This is a genomic window from Aquincola sp. J276 (assembly GCF_024700035.1).
GTDB classification, from domain to species: Bacteria; Pseudomonadota; Gammaproteobacteria; order Burkholderiales; family Burkholderiaceae_C; genus Aquincola; species Aquincola tertiaricarbonis.
In genome coordinates this window covers 141,588-158,629 of record NZ_JAJONC010000001.1, presented here as the reverse complement: position 1 = coordinate 158,629, position 17,042 = coordinate 141,588, and the positions used below count along the sequence as shown (strand labels likewise).

The following is a 17,042-nucleotide window of genomic DNA, read 5'->3' as shown; positions in this document are numbered from 1 at the left end:
GTCATGCGGAAGCTCCTTGCTTGGAGGCGCTGCCCAGCGAGGACAGCATCAGCATCGTGGCGCCCACCACGGTGACGTACACGCCCAGGTCGAACAGGCCGGCGGTGGCCAGCGGCAACTCGCCCAGCAGCGGCACGCTGGGGTGGCCGTGCGCGCTGGTGAAGAAGGGCTGGCCGAAGAGGAAGGCACCGGCACCGGTGCACAAGGCGATACCCAGACCGACGGCGATCCATCGCGTGAAGCGGCGGGCGCCGTCGCCGCCCAGCCGCGCTTCGGCCTCGCCCTGGCCGCGCGCCATGTACTGCAGCAGCAGGGCTGCGGCGGTGACCAGGCCGGCCACGAAGCCGCCGCCCGGCAGGTTGTGGCCGCGCCAGAAGATGTAGGCCGACACCACCAGCGCCAGCAGCAGCACCAGCCGCGACACCACCTGCAGCATCAGCGGCGGCCGTGCAAAGGACCAGGCGCGGCCGGCGTCATCGGCCCTCGGCCGGCGTGCGCGCATGCCGTCCAGCAGCGCCAGCGCGCCCACCGCGGCGATGCCCAGCACCGTGATCTCGCCAAAGGTGTCGTAGCCGCGGAAGTCGACCAGGATCACATTGACCGCATTGGTGCCGCCACCCGCCGGCAGCGATTGCTCGGCGAAGAACCAGGAGATGGAATCGTGGTTGCGCGTGAGCACCAGCCACGCCAGCCAGGCCATGCCGCCGCCGCCCGCTGCCGCCAGCAATGCATCGCGGCTGCGGCGCAGCACGCTGGATTCGCGCGGCGTGGTGGCCGGCAGCAGCGCCAGCCCCATCAGCAGCAGCACGGTGGACACCACCTCCACGGCCAGCTGCGTCAGCGCCAGGTCGGGCGCCGACAGCGCCTCGAACGTCAGCGCCGTGACCAGCCCTACCGCGCCCACCAGCACCACCGCGATGAAGCGCTGGCGGTGCAGCGCCAGCAGGGCCGCCCCGGTGGCCACCAGCAGGCCCCACATCAGCAAGGCCAGCGGCGTGGCCGGCAGCTGCGGGCGCTCGCCCGCCGCCAGGCCCGCGCCGGCGGGGCCGAACAGCGGCCAGGCCGCCAGCACCACCGCCGTGCCCAGCATCCAGGCCATGTAGCGCTGCAGCGAGCCGTTCTCGGTGAAGGCGGTCAGCCGGCCGGCCGCGCGCAGCAGGCCGTCGAAGGCATGGGTGAACAGCAGCCGGCCGGTGAAGCCGTTGGGATGGTGCAGGTGCAGGTTGTAGTGCCGCTTGAGCCCGGCGTACATGAGCACGCCGCCGCCCAGCGCTATCACGCTCATCAGCAGCGGCAGGTTGAAGCCGTGCCACAGCGCCAGGTGATAGGCAGGCGGCGCGGTATTCAGCACCGCCGCCGCGGCCACCGCCACCAGCGGGCCCACCGTGGCCGCCGGCAGCACGCCCACCACCAGGCACACCACGACCAGCAGGCCCACCGGCGCCTTCATGAAGAACGGCGGCTCATGCGGATGCGGATTGGGCAGCGGCTTCAGCGGCCCGGCGAAGAACACGTCGTGGATGAAGCGCAGCGAATACGCCACCGAGCACACGCCCGCCAGCGTGGCCACCACCGGCACCAGCCAGCCATAGGTGCCGCCCACGGTCAGGGCCTCCCCGAAGAACATCTCCTTGGACAGGAAGCCGTTGGCCAGCGGCACGCCGGCCATCGAGGCCGCGGCCACCATCGCCAGCGTGGCCGTCCACGGCAGGTAGGGCAGCAGGCCGCCCAGCTGCCGCATGTCGCGCGTGCCGGTCTCGTGGTCGATGATGCCGGCCGTCATGAACAGCGAGGCCTTGAAGGTGGCGTGGTTCAGGATGTGGAACACCGCGGCCACCGCCGACAGCGGCGAGCCCAGGCCGATGAGGAAGGTGATCAGCCCCAGGTGGCTGATCGTGGAGTAGGCCAGCAGGCCCTTGAGGTCGTGGCGGAACACGGCCACGTAGGCCGCGAACAGCAGCGTGGCCAGGCCGGCGCCGGCCACGATGAGCTCGAACAGCGTGCTGCCGCCGATCACCGGATACAGCCGCGCCAGCAGGAACACGCCCGCCTTGACCATCGTGGCCGAGTGCAGGTAGGCCGACACCGGCGTGGGCGCGGCCATGGCCTCGGGCAGCCAGAAGTGGAACGGCAGCTGCGCGCTCTTGGTGAAGCAGCCCAGCAGCACCAGCACCAGCGCCACCGGATAGAGCGCATGGGCCCGCACCTCCTGGCCGCGGTCCAGCATCTGCGAGAGCTCGTAGGTGCCGGCGATCTGCCCCAGCAGGATGATGCCGGCCAGCAGCGCCAGCCCGCCCCCGCCGGTGACGGCCAGCGCCATGCGGGCACCGGCCCGGGCATCGGCCCGGTGGCCCCAGTAGCCCACCAGCAGGAACGACGAGATGCTGGTGAGCTCCCAGAACACCACCAGCAGCAGCAGGTTGTCGGCCATCACCACGCCCAGCATGGCGGCCATGAACAGCAGGAACTGGGCGTAGAACTTGCCTGCAGGGTCGTCCGCGTGCAGGTAGTAGGCGGCGTACAGCACCACCAGCGCGCCGATGCCGGTGATGAGCCAGACGAACATCAGCGCCAGGCCGTCGAGCCGGAAGCCCAGCGTGAGGCCGATCTCGGGCAGCCAGGGCTGCTGCCACAGCAGCACCTGCCCGGCCAGCACCGCCGGCGCCAGCAGGCTCACCAGGGCCAGCGAGGCCAGGGCCACACCGCCGGCGATCCATGCCGCGGCGCGCCGGCGGCCCGCCGAATTGGCCCGGCCCACCCAGGCGGCGGCAGGCATGCCCAACAGCAACGGCAGCGCGACTGCCAGCCCCAACAAATGGCTCATCGTTCTTGTGTCCTCCGGCACAGCGCCGTTCGTGCAACGGCGTCGCCGCAAGGTTCCGCCCGGGGAAACGATAATCGATGCAGCCCGCTCCTCCCGAACTCAGTCGCCAAGCAAGCCATCATGACCACGACGATTCGCCAGCAAGACCTGATCGACAGCGTAGCCGCCGCGCTGCAGTACATCAGCTACTACCACCCGGCCGACTACATCGCCCACCTGGCCCGTGCCTACGAGCGCGAGCAGAGCCCGGCCGCCAAGGACGCCATCGCGCAGATCCTGACCAATTCCAAGATGTGCGCCGAAGGCCGCCGGCCCATCTGCCAGGACACCGGCATCGTCAACGTCTTCCTGAAGATCGGGATGGACGTGAAGTGGGAGGGCTTCGGCGGCTCGATCGCCGACGCGGTCAACGCCGGCGTGCGCCAGGGCTACCTCAACCCCGACAACGTGCTGCGCGCCTCGGTGCTGGACGACCCCATCTTCGCCCGCAAGAACACCAAGGACAACACGCCGGCCGTGGTCCACATGGAAGTGGTGCCCGGCAGCACGGTGGACGTGATCGTCGCGGCCAAGGGCGGCGGCTCGGAGAACAAGAGCAAGATGTACATGCTCAACCCGAGCGACGACATCGTCGACTGGGTGCTGAAGACCGTGCCCACCATGGGCGCCGGCTGGTGCCCGCCGGGCATGCTGGGCATCGGCGTCGGCGGCACCGCCGAGAAGGCCGTGATGATGGCCAAGGAAGCGTTGATGGAAGACATCGACATGTACGAGCTGCTGCAGCGCGGCCCGCAGAACAAGCTGGAGGAGCTGCGCATCGAGCTGTACGAGAAGGTCAATGCGCTGGGCATCGGCGCGCAGGGCCTGGGCGGCCTGACCACCGTGCTCGACGTGAAGATCAAGACCTTCCCCACGCATGCGGCCAGCAAGCCGATCGCGATGATCCCGAACTGCGCGGCCACCCGGCATGCGCACTTCGTGCTCGACGGCAGCGGCCCGGCCTACCTGGAGCCGCCCAGCCTGGACCTGTGGCCCGACGTGAAGTGGCAGCCCGACTACAACAAGAGCAAGCAGGTCGACCTGAACACGCTGACGCCGGCCGAGGTGGCCAGCTGGAAGCCGGGCGACACGCTGCTGCTCAGCGGCAAGCTGCTGACCGGCCGCGACGCCGCGCACAAGCGCATCCAGGACATGCTGGCCAAGGGCGAGAAGCTGCCGGTGGACTTCACCAACCGCGTCATCTACTACGTGGGCCCGGTGGACCCGGTGCGCGACGAAGTGGTGGGCCCGGCCGGCCCGACCACCGCCACCCGCATGGACAAGTTCACCGACATGATGCTGGACAAGACCGGCCTGATCGCGATGGTGGGCAAGGCCGAGCGCGGCCCGGTGGCCATCGACTCCATCAAGCGCCACAACAGCGCCTACCTGATGGCGGTGGGCGGCGCGGCCTACCTGGTGGCCAAGGCCATCAAGGGCGCACAGGTGGTCGGCTTCGCCGACCTGGGCATGGAAGCCATCTACGAGTTCGACGTGAAGGACATGCCGGTGACGGTGGCGGTGGATTCCACCGGCACGAGCGTTCACCAGACCGGCCCGAAGGAATGGCAGGCCAAGATCGGGAAGATTCCGGTGGCGGTGGCGTAGGCACCCGGTGCCGTGAACCCACGGCATCGGCCGCCCCGCCGCATTCCACGCCGGCCTTGACGCGTTTCGTCGCATCCTGCGCGACGGCCGGCCGCGCGGCGGGCAGCATGCGCGCATGGCCTCATCCGCAGCGCTGCGCAATACCTCGACGGTGATCACGCTGCCGCCCAGGGCGCGCCACAATCGCGCCTTCGGCCTGCAGTACCCGCCCGACATGACGTTCCCCCGCACCAAGATCCAGCCACCGCGCCTGCGCGTGGGCGCCTGGGTCGAGCGTGCCGGGCTGCAGGCCCGCCTCGGCCCTGCCCTCTTCTGCCACCGGCTGGTGCTGCTGTGCGCCGCCGCCGGCTACGGCAAGACGGCCGCGCTGGCCCGCCAGATCGAGCACCTGCCCCCCGGCACCGCCCACGCCTGGGTGGCCGCCGACGACGGCGACGACCTGCACCGGCTGCTGGGCTGCCTGGTGGCCGCGCTGGAGCCCTACGACCCGCCCTGGCGCATCGCGCCCGAGGCCCTGGTGGCCCTGGCCGCCTCCGGCGACGCCCGCCAGCGCCACGTGGCCGCCGCCGAGCTGCTGGAGGCGCTGGACGCCTGCGAGGTGCCCCACGGCATCGTGGTGCTGGACGACATGCACCGGGTGGACGATCCCGCGGTGTACGAATTCATCGACCTGCTGCTGGAGCGCCTGGGCCCGTGCTGGACCATCGTGGTGTCCAGCCGCACCGAGCCGCCGCTGGCGCTGGCCCGACACCGCGCGCGCGGCGAACTGGCCGAGTTCAAGCAGGCCGACCTGCAGTTCAACCGCGACGAGGTGCTGTCCCTGGCCACCGCCACCGGCCTGGACGCCGCGCTGGCCGAGCGGCTGTGGCAGCGCACCGCCGGCTGGCCGGTGGGGCTGCGGCTGGCCCTCAGCGCCGCCCGCGAGCCCGGCGGTGCGCTGCACCGCGCCACCATTGACCGCCATGTGTTCGAGTTCATGGCCACCGAGGTGCTGGAGGAGCTGCCCGCCGCGCTTCGCGACTTCCTGCTGCACACCTCGGTGCTGCCGGAGCTGACCGCCGCCCGCACCGCCGCCGTCACCGGCCTGCCGCAGGCCACCGCCGCCGCGCTGCTGGAGGAGGTCGAGCGCCGCGGCCTCTTCGTCAGCGTGCTGGAGGTGGACGACGACAGCGACGACACGCCCACGCTCACCCTCAAGCTGCACGACCTGTTCCGCGACGCGCTGGAGCACCGGCTGCAGCGCGGCCGGCCGCAGGAGGTGGCCGCGCTGCTGGCCCGCGCCGCCGCCACCGAGCCGGATCCCACGCGCCGCATCGGCCTGCTGCTGCGGGCCGGCCAGCTGCCCGAAGCGGCCGCCGTGCTGATGGCCGCGGGCCCCGGCCAGCTCGCCGAAGGTGCGGTGGCCAGCGTCAGCCGGCTGGTGGCGCAGTTCCCGGCCGGGTGGGCCATCGGCTCGCCCGAGCTGCAGCGCATGCGCGGCCTGGCCGCCTGGGCCCGCTGGGATTTCGCCGAGATGCTGGATGCGATGCGCCAGACCGAATCCGCCTGCGAAGCCCGGGGCGACCTGCCCGGCCAGCAGGCGGCCCAGGCCTACCAGGCGCTGGCGCTGAATGCCTTCGGCCGCATGCACGAGGCCGGCCAGCGGCTGACGGTGCTGCGCCGCGAGGCCCTGACGCCGGAGGTGCGCATCGTGGTGCTGGTGGCCTGCTCCTGGCATGCGCTGGAGGTGGGCGCGCTGCACCGCGTGGGGCCGGTGCTGGACGAGCTGATGGACCTGCTGGCCGACGACCCGCGGCTGGAGAGCTGGTACCAGTGCATGCCGCTGCCGCGCTTCAACGGCCTGCCCGGCACCGCCCGGCCGCTGCAGCGCTATGCCGACGGCGTGCTGCGGGTGGCTGGCGACATGCCGACGCCGCTGCGCGCCAGCGCCATGGTGCAGCACGGCTGGCGGCTGCTGTGGCAGGGCCGGCTGGCCGAGGCGGAGGAAGCCTGGCAGCGCGGCCGGGCCGATGCCGCCTGGGTGGGCGACCCCGTCAACGTGCGACACCACCTGCAGGTGCTGGGCGCGCTGCTGCATGCGGTGCGCGGCCGCGCCGCCGAGGCCGCCGCGCTGGCCCGCGGCTGGCTGGAGGGCAATCCCACCGGCGCCAGCAGCTGGGGCCGCACCCAGCTGCTTTTCCAGGCGGCGCGCATCGCCGCGCTGGTGGACGATCTGCCGCTGCTGTCCGACGTGCTGCAGGAACTGGCGCTGCAGGCCGACCGCAGCCGCGGCGGTGGCCCGGCGGCGCTCGAAGGCACCCGGCTGCAGCTGCCGCTGCGCGGCCACCTGGCGAGGCTGCAGGGCCGTCGCGCCGAGGCCGTCGCCCGCTGGCAGGAGGCGCTGGTGTGCGAGGAGCAGATCGATCTCGTGGGCCAGGCCGCCGAAACCCGGCTGCACCTGGCGCAGGCGCTGCTGGAGAGCGGCCAGCCCACGCTGGCGGCCGAGGTGCTCGCGCCGGTGTTCGAGCGCGTGGCCACCGAAGGCGAACCCGGCGGCGTGCTGCTGGCCCGCGGCCCGCTGGCGGTGCTGGCCACCGCCGACTGGGGCGGCGCGCTGGCGCCGGCGCGCCAGGCGCTGCTGCGGGGCTGGCTGGCGCGGGTGATGCCTGCCGGAACGGTATCGGCAGCGATGCTGGCGGCGGCTTCGGTGGCCGGGGCGACCCACCCCGGCCTGCGACATGAGCAGATCCTGCTGCCGGCCACGCAGCCGCCGCGGCCGCTGCAGCCGGTGGTGCCGTCCGCGCGGCAGCCGCAGCCGCCGCGCGGCCTGCCTGCGGCTGAACCGGCCCTGGACCGCCACGGCCTCAGCCCGCGCGAGCGCGAGGTGCTGGAGCGCATCGCCCATGGCGACAGCAACAAGCTGATCGCCCGCGCCTTCGACCTGAGCCCGCACACCGTCAAGCGCCACGTGGCCAACCTGCTGGACAAGCTCGGCGTGGCCTCGCGCGGGCAGGCGGCGGCCTGGTACCGGCAGCACCTGGACCGCTGACGCCGACGGCACGGCCGACACCCCCAAAGGTGTGTGGCCCGTCGCCCCGGCGCCGGGATGGCTCCTGTGGCCGATGTGCGCGCGGCGGGCCTTTCGCACACTGCATGGCAGGCCGGCAGGGTGCCGGCTGCACGCAGTCCGAAGGTTCCACCATGAGCATGCCCCACGCCGCCAAGCCGCCCATCCTCGAAGACGTTGTCCTGGCGCGCCCGCGCCAGCCGCAGCCGCGCCGCACCGACCTGTATGCCGCCATCCACAAGGCCCTGCGCCGCGCGATGTGCGACACGCTGACCCGCCTGGGCATGCTGGACACCGACGACCACGCCGACATGCTGCGCACCCTGGGCCAGGCCGAGCACCTGCTGTGCCTGCTGCGCAGCCACCTGCGCCACGAGAACGACTTCATCCACACCGCCATCGAGGCCCGCCGCCCCACCGGCGCCCGCCGCACCGCCGACGACCACCTGGAGCACATGGGCGCCATCGCCGGCCTGGAGGCCGAGCTGCGCACCCTGCGCGTGGCCGACACCAGCATGCGCCCCACGCTGGCCATGCGGCTGTACCGGCACTTCGCGCTCTTCGTGGCCGAGAACCTGCAGCACATGCACATCGAGGAAACGGCCAACAACGCCGCGCTGTGGTCGCTGTACGACGACGAGGAACTGAATGCGCTGCACGACCGCCTGGTGTCCAGCATCCCGCCGGCCGAGATGATGGACACGCTGCGCTGGATGGGCCCGGCCCTGGCTCCGCGCGAGCTGGCCGCGTTGCTGGCCGACATGCAGTCCAAGGCGCCGCCGGCGGCCTTCGCCGCGGTGATGGACATGCTGCGCCCGTTGCTGGACCCCGGCCGCTGGGTGCAGCTGGCCGCCACGCTCGGCCTGCCCGCCAGCCGCGGCGGCCTGCCGATGGGGTCGCGGGCGTGAGCCCGGGGCCGACCGAGGGCGGGCGCCCGGCTCCCGTGCAAGCGAAGGCGGCGAAGTCGCCGCGGGGCCGCTGGCTGCGCCGCGGCGCAGCCGGGCTGGGCATCGTCGTGCTGCTGGCCGCCGCCGCGGCCACCGCCGGCCATGTGATGGCCGGCCAGCGCATGAAGCGGCAGGTGGCCGTGCCGCCGCAGCCCGCGCCGGCCTGGCGCAGCGATGCGGCGGCGGTGGACCGCGGCCGCTACCTGTATGCCTCGCGCGGCTGCGTGGACTGCCATGGCGCCGACGGCGCCGGCCGCACCTTCCTCGACGAGCCGGGCGGCCTCAAGGTGGTGGGTCCCAACATCACGCCCGATGCCGGCAGCGCGGTGGCCGGCTACCGGCCGCAGGACTGGGCGCGCACCCTGCGCCACGGCGTCAAGCCCGACGGCACGCCGGTGCTCATCATGCCCAGCGAGGACTACAACCGCCTGACCGACGACGACCTCTCGGCGCTGGTCGCCTATGTGCGGCAGCTGCCGGCCCGGCCCGGCGCCAGCGCGGTGGTGTCGCTGCCGCTGCCGGTGCGGGTGCTGTACGGCTTCGGCGCCATCCCGGACGCGGCGGCCAAGATCGACCACACGCTGCCGCCGCCGATGCCGGTGCCCGAGGGCGTCACCCGCGAGCACGGCGCCTACGTGGCCAACATGTGCCTGGGCTGCCACGGCGCACGGCTGACCGGCGGCAAGGTGCCCGGCGGCCCGCCGGACTGGCCGGCCGCCGCCGACCTCACCGGCGGGGACGCCGGCGGCATGGCGGCCTATGCCGACGCGGATGCACTGCTGAAGATGTTCCGCACCGGCCGGCGGCCCGACGGCACGCCGGTGAAGGTGATGCCCTTTGAATCGCTGCGGGAGATGAGCGAGACCGACGTGCGGGCGCTGCACCTGTTCCTGCGCGGGCTGCCGGCCGGTGGCGCTGCGGCGGGCCAGGCCGGCGCGCCGGTCACTCCGAAGGCGCAGGCGCGGGGCTAAGCGGCGCCGCACCGCCCGCGGGCACCACCACGCCCGGCGGGCGCGGCGGCCGCGGCTCGCGGTGCACCTGCTGGGGATACGGGATCTCCACGTCCAGCGCATTCAGCGTGCGCAGCACCGCCAGGTTGACCGCGCTGCGCACGCCGCCCAGGCCGTTGTGCGGGTCGCGGATCCAGAAGCCGATGGTCAGCTCGATGCCGCTGTCGGCGAAGCTGGTGAGCGACACCCAGGGCGCCGGGTCGGTGAGCACGCGGTCGATGCCGGCCACCACCTCCACCAGCCTGGGGATCAGCGCGTCGACGTCGGTGTCGTAGGCCACCTGCACCACCGTCGTGCCGTTGATGCGGGTGTCGCTCATCGTCATGCTGACCACGCGCTGGGTGATCATCATCTCGTTGGGCACGATGGACTCGCGGCCGTTGAGCGCGCGGATCACGGTGTAGCGGGTGCTGATGTCGGTGATGCGGCCCTCGAAGCCGTCCACCTCCACCATGTCGCCGATGCGCAGGCTGCCCTCGGCCAGCAGCACGAAGCCCGAGACGTAGTTGGCCGCCAGCTTCTGCAGGCCCAGGCCGATGCCCACGCCGATGGCGCCGCCCAGCACCGACAGCGCCGTCAACGGAATGCCCGCGGCCGACAGCGCGAACAGCAGACCCACCACCAGCAGCAGCGCCCGCGTGGCATTGGCCGCGATCTTGCGCAGCGACACGCTGCCCGAGAAACCCGCCTCGCTCACGCCGGCCAGCAGGCGGCCTTCGATGGCGGCCGACAGCCACAGCACCAGCACCAGCACCACGACGGCGCTGAGCGCACCTTCGATCACGCTGCGCAGGCTGATCTGCGAGCCGCCCACCGTCCAGGTGATGGCCTCCAGCTCGTCCAGCACCACCGGCAGCAGGCCGGTGAGCCACAGCACCAGGCACAGCCACACCAGCCAGGACAGCCAGCGCTCGACGATGCGCACCGCATGGCTTTGCGGAAAGGCCACCCGCAGCACCCGCACGCCGATGCGGATGGCGCACAGCGACATCAGCACCGGCACCGCCAGGCGCAGCACCGCCTGCGGCAGCTCGGCCGGCATCAGCAGCCGGGCCAGCAGCACCGCGCCCAGCGCCAGCACTGGGAACAGCACGCCGTCGATCAGCCGGTCGCCGAACCAGATGCCGCCCGGCTTGCGGCCGGCGCCGCGCAGCAGCCACGTCAGGCCCAGGGCGCCGCCCAGGCAGGCGGCCAGGATGGCCAGCTCGGCCAGCGAGGCGAGCTGCCACAAGCCTTCGAGCCGGCCTTCCAGCCGACCGGCCAGCGAGCCGGCCGGCGGCACGGAACTCAAATGCCTACCCCACCACCGCCGTGGCCGGCATCCACGCCGGCCAGCACCCGCAGGTGCGCGGCCACGCTGCGGCCCAGGGCCGAGAGGTTGTAGCCACCTTCCAGGCAGGACACGATGCGCCCCCGGGCATGCCGCTCGGCGAGGTCCACCAGCTTCCAGGTGATCCAGGCGTAGTCGGCCTCCACCAGGCCCATCTGGCCCAGGTCGTCCTCGCGGTGGGCATCGAAGCCGGCGGAGACGAAGATCATCTGCGGCTTGAACTGCTCCAGCCGCGGCAGCCACATGGCCTCGATCAGCTCGCGCACCTCCATGCCCTTGGTGTAGGCGGGCACCGGCAGGTTGACCATGTTGGTGCCCTTGGGCACGGCGCCGCTGTGCGGATACAGCGGATGCTGGAAGAAGCTGCACATCAGGATGCGCTCGTCGCCGGCCACGATGTCCTCGGTGCCGTTGCCGTGGTGCACGTCGAAGTCGATGATGGCCACGCGCTGCAGGCCGCGCACGTCCAGCGCATGGCGCGCGGCCACGCACACGTTGTTGAAGAAGCAGAAGCCCATGGCCTGGCTGCGCGTGGCGTGGTGGCCGGGCGGGCGCACCGAGCAGAAGGCGTTGTCCACCTCGCCGTCGATCACCGCGTCGGTGGCGGCCACCGCGGCGCCGGCCGCGCGCAGCATCGCGTTCCAGGTGCCGGGGCCGGCGCTGGTGTCGGGGTCCAGCGCCTGGTGGCTGCCGTCGTCGCGCAGGCGCAGGCCCAGGTCGGCGATCTCGCTCACGTAGCCCACGCTGTGGGCCAGTTCCACATCGGCCAGGCTGGCCACCGGGGCGTCGCGCATGTCCAGCGCCAGGTCCAGGCCGGTGGCGCGCAGGTGGTCGGCGATCGCGTCCAGCCGCTGCGGGCACTCGGGGTGGCCGGCGCCCATCTCGTGCGCCTTGCAATCCGTATGGCTATAAAACGCGGTGGTCATCGGGGAAATGGTGCTGGCGATTTGGGATAACGTGCATGCATGGCCCTGGACATCACGCAGCAGCTTTCAAGACTCACGGACCAGATTAGCACGATCATCGTGGGCAAACGCCCGCAGATCGAGGACTGCGTGGCCTGCCTCCTGGCCGGCGGGCACCTGCTGATCGAGGACGTTCCCGGCGTGGGCAAGACCACGCTGGCGCACACGCTGGCGGTGTCGCTCGGCCTGCATTTCTCGCGGGTGCAGTTCACCGCCGACCTGATGCCCAGCGACCTCGTCGGCGTCAGCGTGTTCGAGCGGTCCAGCGAATCCTTCGTCTTCCATCCCGGCCCGGTGTTCGCGCAGGTGCTGCTGGCCGACGAGATCAACCGCGCCGGCCCCAAGACGCAGAGCGCGCTGCTGGAGGCGATGGAAGAGCACCAGGTGACGGTGGAGAACCACACCCGGCCGCTGCCCAAGCCCTTCTTCGTCATCGCCACGCAGAACCCGACCGACCAGCTCGGCACCTACCCGTTGCCCGAGAGCCAGCTCGACCGCTTCCTCATGCGCATCACGCTCGGCTACCCCGACCGCGCCAGCGAGCGCGCCCTGCTGGCCGGCGAGGACCGCCGCGCCGCCATCACCCGCCTGACGCCGGTGATGCAGCCGGCCGACCTGCTCTCCGCGCAGCAGGCGGTGCTGCAGGTGCATGCGTCGGAGGCGCTGCTGGACTACCTGCAGGCGCTGATCGCGGCCACGCGCAGCGGCGAATGGTTCGTCGAGGGTTTGTCGCCCCGTGCCGCGCTGGCGGTGCTGCGCGCGGCCAAGGCACATGCGCTGATCGGCGGCCGCGGCCACGTGGCGCCCGACGACGTGCAGGCCATCCTGGCGCAGTCCATCGCGCACCGGCTGGTGCCGGTGGCCGGTGCCGGCCGCGGCAGCGTGGAGCAGGTTCGGGCCATGGTCGAGGCCGTGCCGCTGCCTTGAGCAGCCCGCCGCCCCGCCCGCCATCCGCCTGACCATGTGGGCCGCACCGCGCGCGCGTTTCCAGGCCTGGTGGCAGGCCCGGCATCCGCTGTCCGACCGCTGGGTGCTCACCCAGCGCAACATCTACATCGTGCCCACGCCGGCCGGCCTGGCCTTCGGGCTCACGCTGCTGGTGATGCTGCTGGCCTCGATCAATTACCAGCTGAACCTGGGCTACATCCTCACCTTCCTGCTGGCCGGGGCGGGGCTGGCCTCGCTGCACATCACCCATGCCACGCTGCGCGGCCTGACGCTGCACCTGCGGCCGGTGGCGCCCTGCTTCGCCGGCGAGCCGGCGCGGCTGGACGTGGTGATCGAAAGCCCCGGCAGCCGGCGCCATGGCATCGGCGTGGGCTTCGAGGCCGCGGCGCAGCGCAGCCAGCAGGTGTTCGTGGACGTGCCTGCGCTGGGCCAGGCACCGGCAGTGCTGCGCTTCGTGCCGCCGCACCGCGGCCCGCACGGCATCCCTGCGCTGCGCGCTGAAACCCGGTTTCCCTTTGGCCTGTTCCGCGCCTGGACGGTCTGGCGGCCGGCCGCGCGCGTGCTGGCCTGGCCGGCGCCCGAGCAGCCGCCTGCCCCGCTGCCGACGCCGCAGCCGCTGGCCGGCGAGGCGCCCACCTCGCGCGAGCGCAACGGCGCGGAGTTCGACGGCGTGCGTGCCTACCGCCGCGGCGACGCGCTGCGCCGCATCGTGTGGAAGAAGGCGGCGCGCACCGGCGAGCTGGTGACACGGGAGAACGGCGGCACCGCCTCGCGCGAACTGTGGCTGGACTGGCAATCGGCCGCCGGCCAGCCGGGCACCGAGGCGCGCCTGTCGCGCCTGTCGGCCTGGGTGCTGGCTGCCGAGCAGGCCGGCGTGCTGCATGGCCTGAAGCTGCCCGGGCTGGAGCTGCCCCCCGGCCAGGGCGACGCCCACCCGGCTGCGCGCGCTGGAGGCGCTGGCGCTGTGGCCGCGCGGCGGCGGCGCCAGCTCCGCCGGAGCCGGCCGATGACGACGCTGCGCCTGCCCCGCTGGCCGCTGGCCGGCCGCCTGCCGCGCGATGCCCGCGACGTGCTGTTCCTGCTCGCCGTCATCGGCTGGACCATCCTGCCGCACCTGGCACGGCTGCCCGTGTGGTGCAGCCTGCTGGTGGGCGGCGTGCTCACTGCGCGTGCAGTGCTGGCGCTGCGCGCCGCGCCGCTGCCCAGCCGCTGGCTGCTGGCCGCGCTGCTGGCGCTGGCGGTCGGCCTCACGCTCAACAGCTACCGCACGCTGCTGGGCAAGGAGGCCGGCGTCACCCTGCTGGTGGTGCTGATGACGCTGAAGACGCTGGAGCTGCGCGCGCGGCGCGACGCGCTCGTGGTGTTCTTCCTCGGCTTCTTCCTGGTGCTGACCAACTTCCTGTATTCGCAGTCGCTGCCGGTGGCCGCGGCCATGGTGGTGGCGGTGTGGGGCCTGCTCACCGGCTTGGTGCTGGCCCACATGCCGGTGGGCCAGCCGGCGCTGCGCGAGGCCGGCGGCCTGGCCGCGCGGGCCACGCTGTTCGGCGCACCGGTGATGGTGCTGTTGTTCCTGCTGTTTCCGCGCATGGGTCCGTTGTGGGCGCTGCCGCAGGACGCGGGCGGGCGTACCGGCCTGTCGGGCACCCTGATGCTGGGCGGCGTGGCCGAGGTGGCCAACGACGACAGCGTGGCCTTCCGTGTGCGCTTCGAGGAGGCCGCCGCCGCCGAACGAGCAGCTCTACTGGCGTGGCCCGGTGCTCAGCCGCTTCGACGGCCGTGAATGGCACCGGCTGGAACGCAGCAGCATGGGCCCGGCCGGCTTGCTGCGGGCCGACCTGCGCACCCGCGGCCAGCCGCTGCGCTACGAGATGACGCTGGAGCCCTCCCGGCTGCCGCTGTTGCCGCTGCTGGAGGCCACGCCCGCGCTGGCCGAGCATGCGCCGCGCATCGAGGGCTGGCGGGTCTTCCAGCGTGCCGACCTGGAGTGGCTGACCGACCGCCCGGTGACCGACCGCCTGCGCTTCGAGGTGCAGGCCTGGCCCCACCACGAGCACGGCCCGCAGCAGGCCGCGCTGGGCCTGCAGGACCACCTGTCGCTGCCACCCGGCTACAACCCCCGCACCCTGGAATGGGCCGCCGCGCTGCGCCGCCAGCCGCGCTATGCGCAGGCGGGCGCGGCCGAGCTCACCGACGCGGTGCTGCGCCACATCCGCACCGGCGGCTTCACCTACACCCTGGCGCCGGGCCTGTATGGCGACGAGGAGGGCCGCCATGCCATCGACGAGTTCTGGCTCGACCGCCAGCTGGGTTTCTGCGAGCACTTCGCCACCGCCTTCGTGGTGGTGATGCGGGCGCTGGACGTGCCCGCGCGGGTGGTCACCGGCTACCAGGGCGCCGACCCGCTGCCGCAGGACGGCTACCTGGTGGTGCGCCAGAGCCATGCCCATGCCTGGGCCGAGGTCTGGCAGGCCGGCCGCGGCTGGGTGCGGGTGGATCCCACCGCCGCGGTGGCGCCCGACCGCGTGGTGCGCAGCCAGTCGCTGCGACCGCCGCCGGGGCTGGTGGCCGGCGCCCTGGCCGGCATGAGCCCCGTGCTGATGGAGCAATGGCGCGCCACCTACGAACGCATCAACAACCGCTGGAACCAGTGGGTGCTCAACTATTCGCGCACCCAGCAGTTCGACCTGCTGAAGAGCCTGGGCTTCGACACCCCGCGCTGGGAGGACCTGGCGCTGCTGATGGTGGGGCTGGGCAGCGGCGCCGCGCTGCTGGGTGCCGCCTGGGCGCTGTGGGACCGCCAGCGGCGCGACCCCTGGGAGCGACTGCAGGCCGACATGCGCCAGCGCCTGGCCGCGCTGGGCATTGCCGCCGGCCCCTTCGAGGCGCCGCGCACGCTGGCTGCGCGTGTGCGGGCCCGCCTGGGGGCGCGCGGCGAGCCGGTGGCCGCGCAGCTGGACGCACTGGATGCGCTGCGCTATGGCCGTAACGCGGTGCAGCGGCCCGACCGCGGCTGGCAGCGCGCCTTCGCCCGCGCCGCGGCAGCCGCACGCCGGCCGGGATAATCCGGCGATGACCTTGCCTTGCTCGCCGGCCGCCCTGCCGGCCTCCTTCATCGCGCCGCTGCCGGAGACCCTGCGGGCTGCCGGCCTGGCGCTCGCCACGTTCTTCGCCCTTGCACTGCAGGTGCCGGCGGCTTCCGCCCAGCCGGCGGACAAGTCCGCCGCGCGCCAGGCCGCCAAGCCATCCTCCAAGCCGCCCGCCAAGCCCGCCGAACGCAGGAAGGCCACCGCCACGCGCGCCGACGACGCGCCGGACGTGGTGACCTACGGCCGCCGCGACGACGTGATGGCATTCGCCGACGAGCTGGCCCAGCGCCACGGCCTGGACGCCGCCTGGGTGCGCCAGCAGCTGGCGCAGGCGCGTTACCTGCCGTCGGTGGCGCGGCTCATCATGCCGCCGCCGGCGGGCACGGCCAAGAACTGGGCCGCCTACCGCGCCCGCTTCGTCGAGCCCACGCGCATCAACGCCGGCCTGCGCTTCTGGCAGCAGCATGAAGCCGCCCTGGCGCGCGCCGAGGCCGAGTACGGTGTGCCGGCGCAGATCGTGGTGGGCATCATCGGCGTGGAGACGCTGTACGGCCGCATGACCGGCAACTTCCGCGTGCTGGACGCGCTGGCCACGCTGGCCTTCGACTTTCCCACCGGCCGCAAGGACCGCACGCCCTTCTTCCGCGGCGAGCTGGAGGAACTGCTGCGCTGGTGCGCCGGCGGCACCGGCTGCGACCCGCAGTCGGTGCGCGGCTCCTATGCCGGTGCCGTCGGCCTGCCGCAGTTCATGCCCGGCAGCATCAACCGACATGCGGTGGACTTCGATGGCGACGGCCGCATCGACCTGCAGGGCAGCGCGGTGGACGCCATCGGCAGCGTGGCCCACTACCTGGCCAACCACGGCTGGCAGCGTGGCATGCCCACGCATTACGAAGTGGCCGTGCCCGCCGACACCACCCAGCGCGCCACGCTGCTGGCGCCCGACATCACGCCCACCTTCACCCCCGCGCAGATGGCCGACCTGGGCGCCCTGCTCGGCGAAGACGCCCAGCGCCACGACGGCCCGCTGGCCCTGGTCGAGCTGCAGAACGGCGAAGCTGCCCCCAGCTACGTCGCCGGCACCGCCAACTTCTACGCCGTGACCCGCTACAACTGGTCCAGCTACTACGCGCTGGCCGTCATCGACCTGGGCGCGGCAGTCAACGCCGCAAGACTGGCCGCGCGTTAGCCGCCAAGCGCAGCGAAGCCGCCCCCTCAAGCCACCCGCCGCGGGACCGG

11 protein-coding genes are annotated in these 17,042 nt (G+C 73.0%); 8 read left to right on the top strand and 3 right to left on the bottom strand.

Annotated features, from left to right (window positions below; genetic code table 11):
• Window position 1 precedes the first annotated feature (1 nt).
• Complete coding sequence (locus LRS14_RS00740; RefSeq protein WP_257798224.1) at window positions 2-2,824, bottom strand: monovalent cation/H+ antiporter subunit A; 2,823 nt, start codon at window positions 2,822-2,824, stop codon at window positions 2-4.
• A gap of 120 nt (window positions 2,825-2,944) precedes the next feature.
• Here LRS14_RS00740 and LRS14_RS00735 point away from each other — a divergent pair, with 120 nt between their 5' ends.
• The 4 genes from LRS14_RS00735 to LRS14_RS00720 all read left to right on the top strand — a co-directional run bounded on the left by LRS14_RS00735 (window position 2,945) and on the right by LRS14_RS00720 (window position 9,435).
• Complete coding sequence (locus LRS14_RS00735) at window positions 2,945-4,471, top strand: fumarate hydratase (protein WP_257798223.1); 1,527 nt, start codon at window positions 2,945-2,947, stop codon at window positions 4,469-4,471.
• A 115-nt stretch (window positions 4,472-4,586) separates the two neighbouring features.
• Window positions 4,587-7,499 carry a LuxR C-terminal-related transcriptional regulator gene (locus tag LRS14_RS00730; RefSeq protein WP_257798222.1) on the top strand — a complete coding sequence of 971 codons (2,913 nt, stop codon included), beginning with the start codon at window positions 4,587-4,589 and terminating at the stop codon, window positions 7,497-7,499.
• A gap of 152 nt (window positions 7,500-7,651) precedes the next feature.
• On the top strand, window positions 7,652-8,425 hold the full coding sequence (locus LRS14_RS00725; protein ID WP_257798221.1) for a hypothetical protein: 774 nt from the start codon (window positions 7,652-7,654) through the stop codon (window positions 8,423-8,425).
• A gap of 35 nt (window positions 8,426-8,460) precedes the next feature.
• Entirely contained in the window at window positions 8,461-9,435 is a 975-nt protein-coding gene (locus tag LRS14_RS00720; RefSeq protein WP_257798220.1) for a cytochrome c, read from the top strand.
• Here LRS14_RS00720 and LRS14_RS00715 read toward each other — a convergent pair.
• Both LRS14_RS00715 and LRS14_RS00710 read right to left on the bottom strand, forming a co-directional pair.
• Window positions 9,407-10,756 (bottom strand): mechanosensitive ion channel family protein, encoded by a 1,350-nt coding sequence (locus LRS14_RS00715; RefSeq protein WP_257800385.1) that lies wholly within the window; start codon window positions 10,754-10,756, stop codon window positions 9,407-9,409. The two genes, LRS14_RS00720 and LRS14_RS00715, sit on opposite strands and share 29 nt — an antisense overlap.
• A 5-nt stretch (window positions 10,757-10,761) precedes the next feature.
• Window positions 10,762-11,730: a histone deacetylase family protein gene (locus LRS14_RS00710; protein WP_046114556.1), complete on the bottom strand. Its 969-nt coding sequence runs from the start codon at window positions 11,728-11,730 to the stop codon at window positions 10,762-10,764.
• 39 nt (window positions 11,731-11,769) lie between these two features.
• Here LRS14_RS00710 and LRS14_RS00705 point away from each other — a divergent pair, with 39 nt between their 5' ends.
• The 4 genes from LRS14_RS00705 to mltB are packed head-to-tail and all read left to right on the top strand — an operon-like array spanning window position 11,770 to window position 16,992.
• Window positions 11,770-12,696: a MoxR family ATPase gene (locus tag LRS14_RS00705; protein WP_257798219.1), complete on the top strand. Its 927-nt coding sequence runs from the start codon at window positions 11,770-11,772 to the stop codon at window positions 12,694-12,696.
• Between the two features lie 34 nt (window positions 12,697-12,730).
• A complete protein-coding gene (locus LRS14_RS30095; protein ID WP_310740780.1) occupies window positions 12,731-14,497 on the top strand; it encodes a transglutaminaseTgpA domain-containing protein in 1,767 nt (588 codons plus the stop codon).
• Window positions 14,472-15,779, top strand: a complete 1,308-nt coding sequence (locus tag LRS14_RS00690) for a transglutaminase domain-containing protein (RefSeq protein WP_257798217.1) — start codon at window positions 14,472-14,474, stop codon at window positions 15,777-15,779. Before LRS14_RS30095 ends, LRS14_RS00690 begins: the two co-directional genes overlap by 26 nt.
• Window positions 15,780-15,786: 7 nt before the next feature.
• Entirely contained in the window at window positions 15,787-16,992 is a 1,206-nt protein-coding gene (gene mltB, locus LRS14_RS00685) for a lytic murein transglycosylase B (RefSeq protein ID WP_257798216.1), read from the top strand.
• Window positions 16,993-17,042 lie beyond the last annotated feature (50 nt).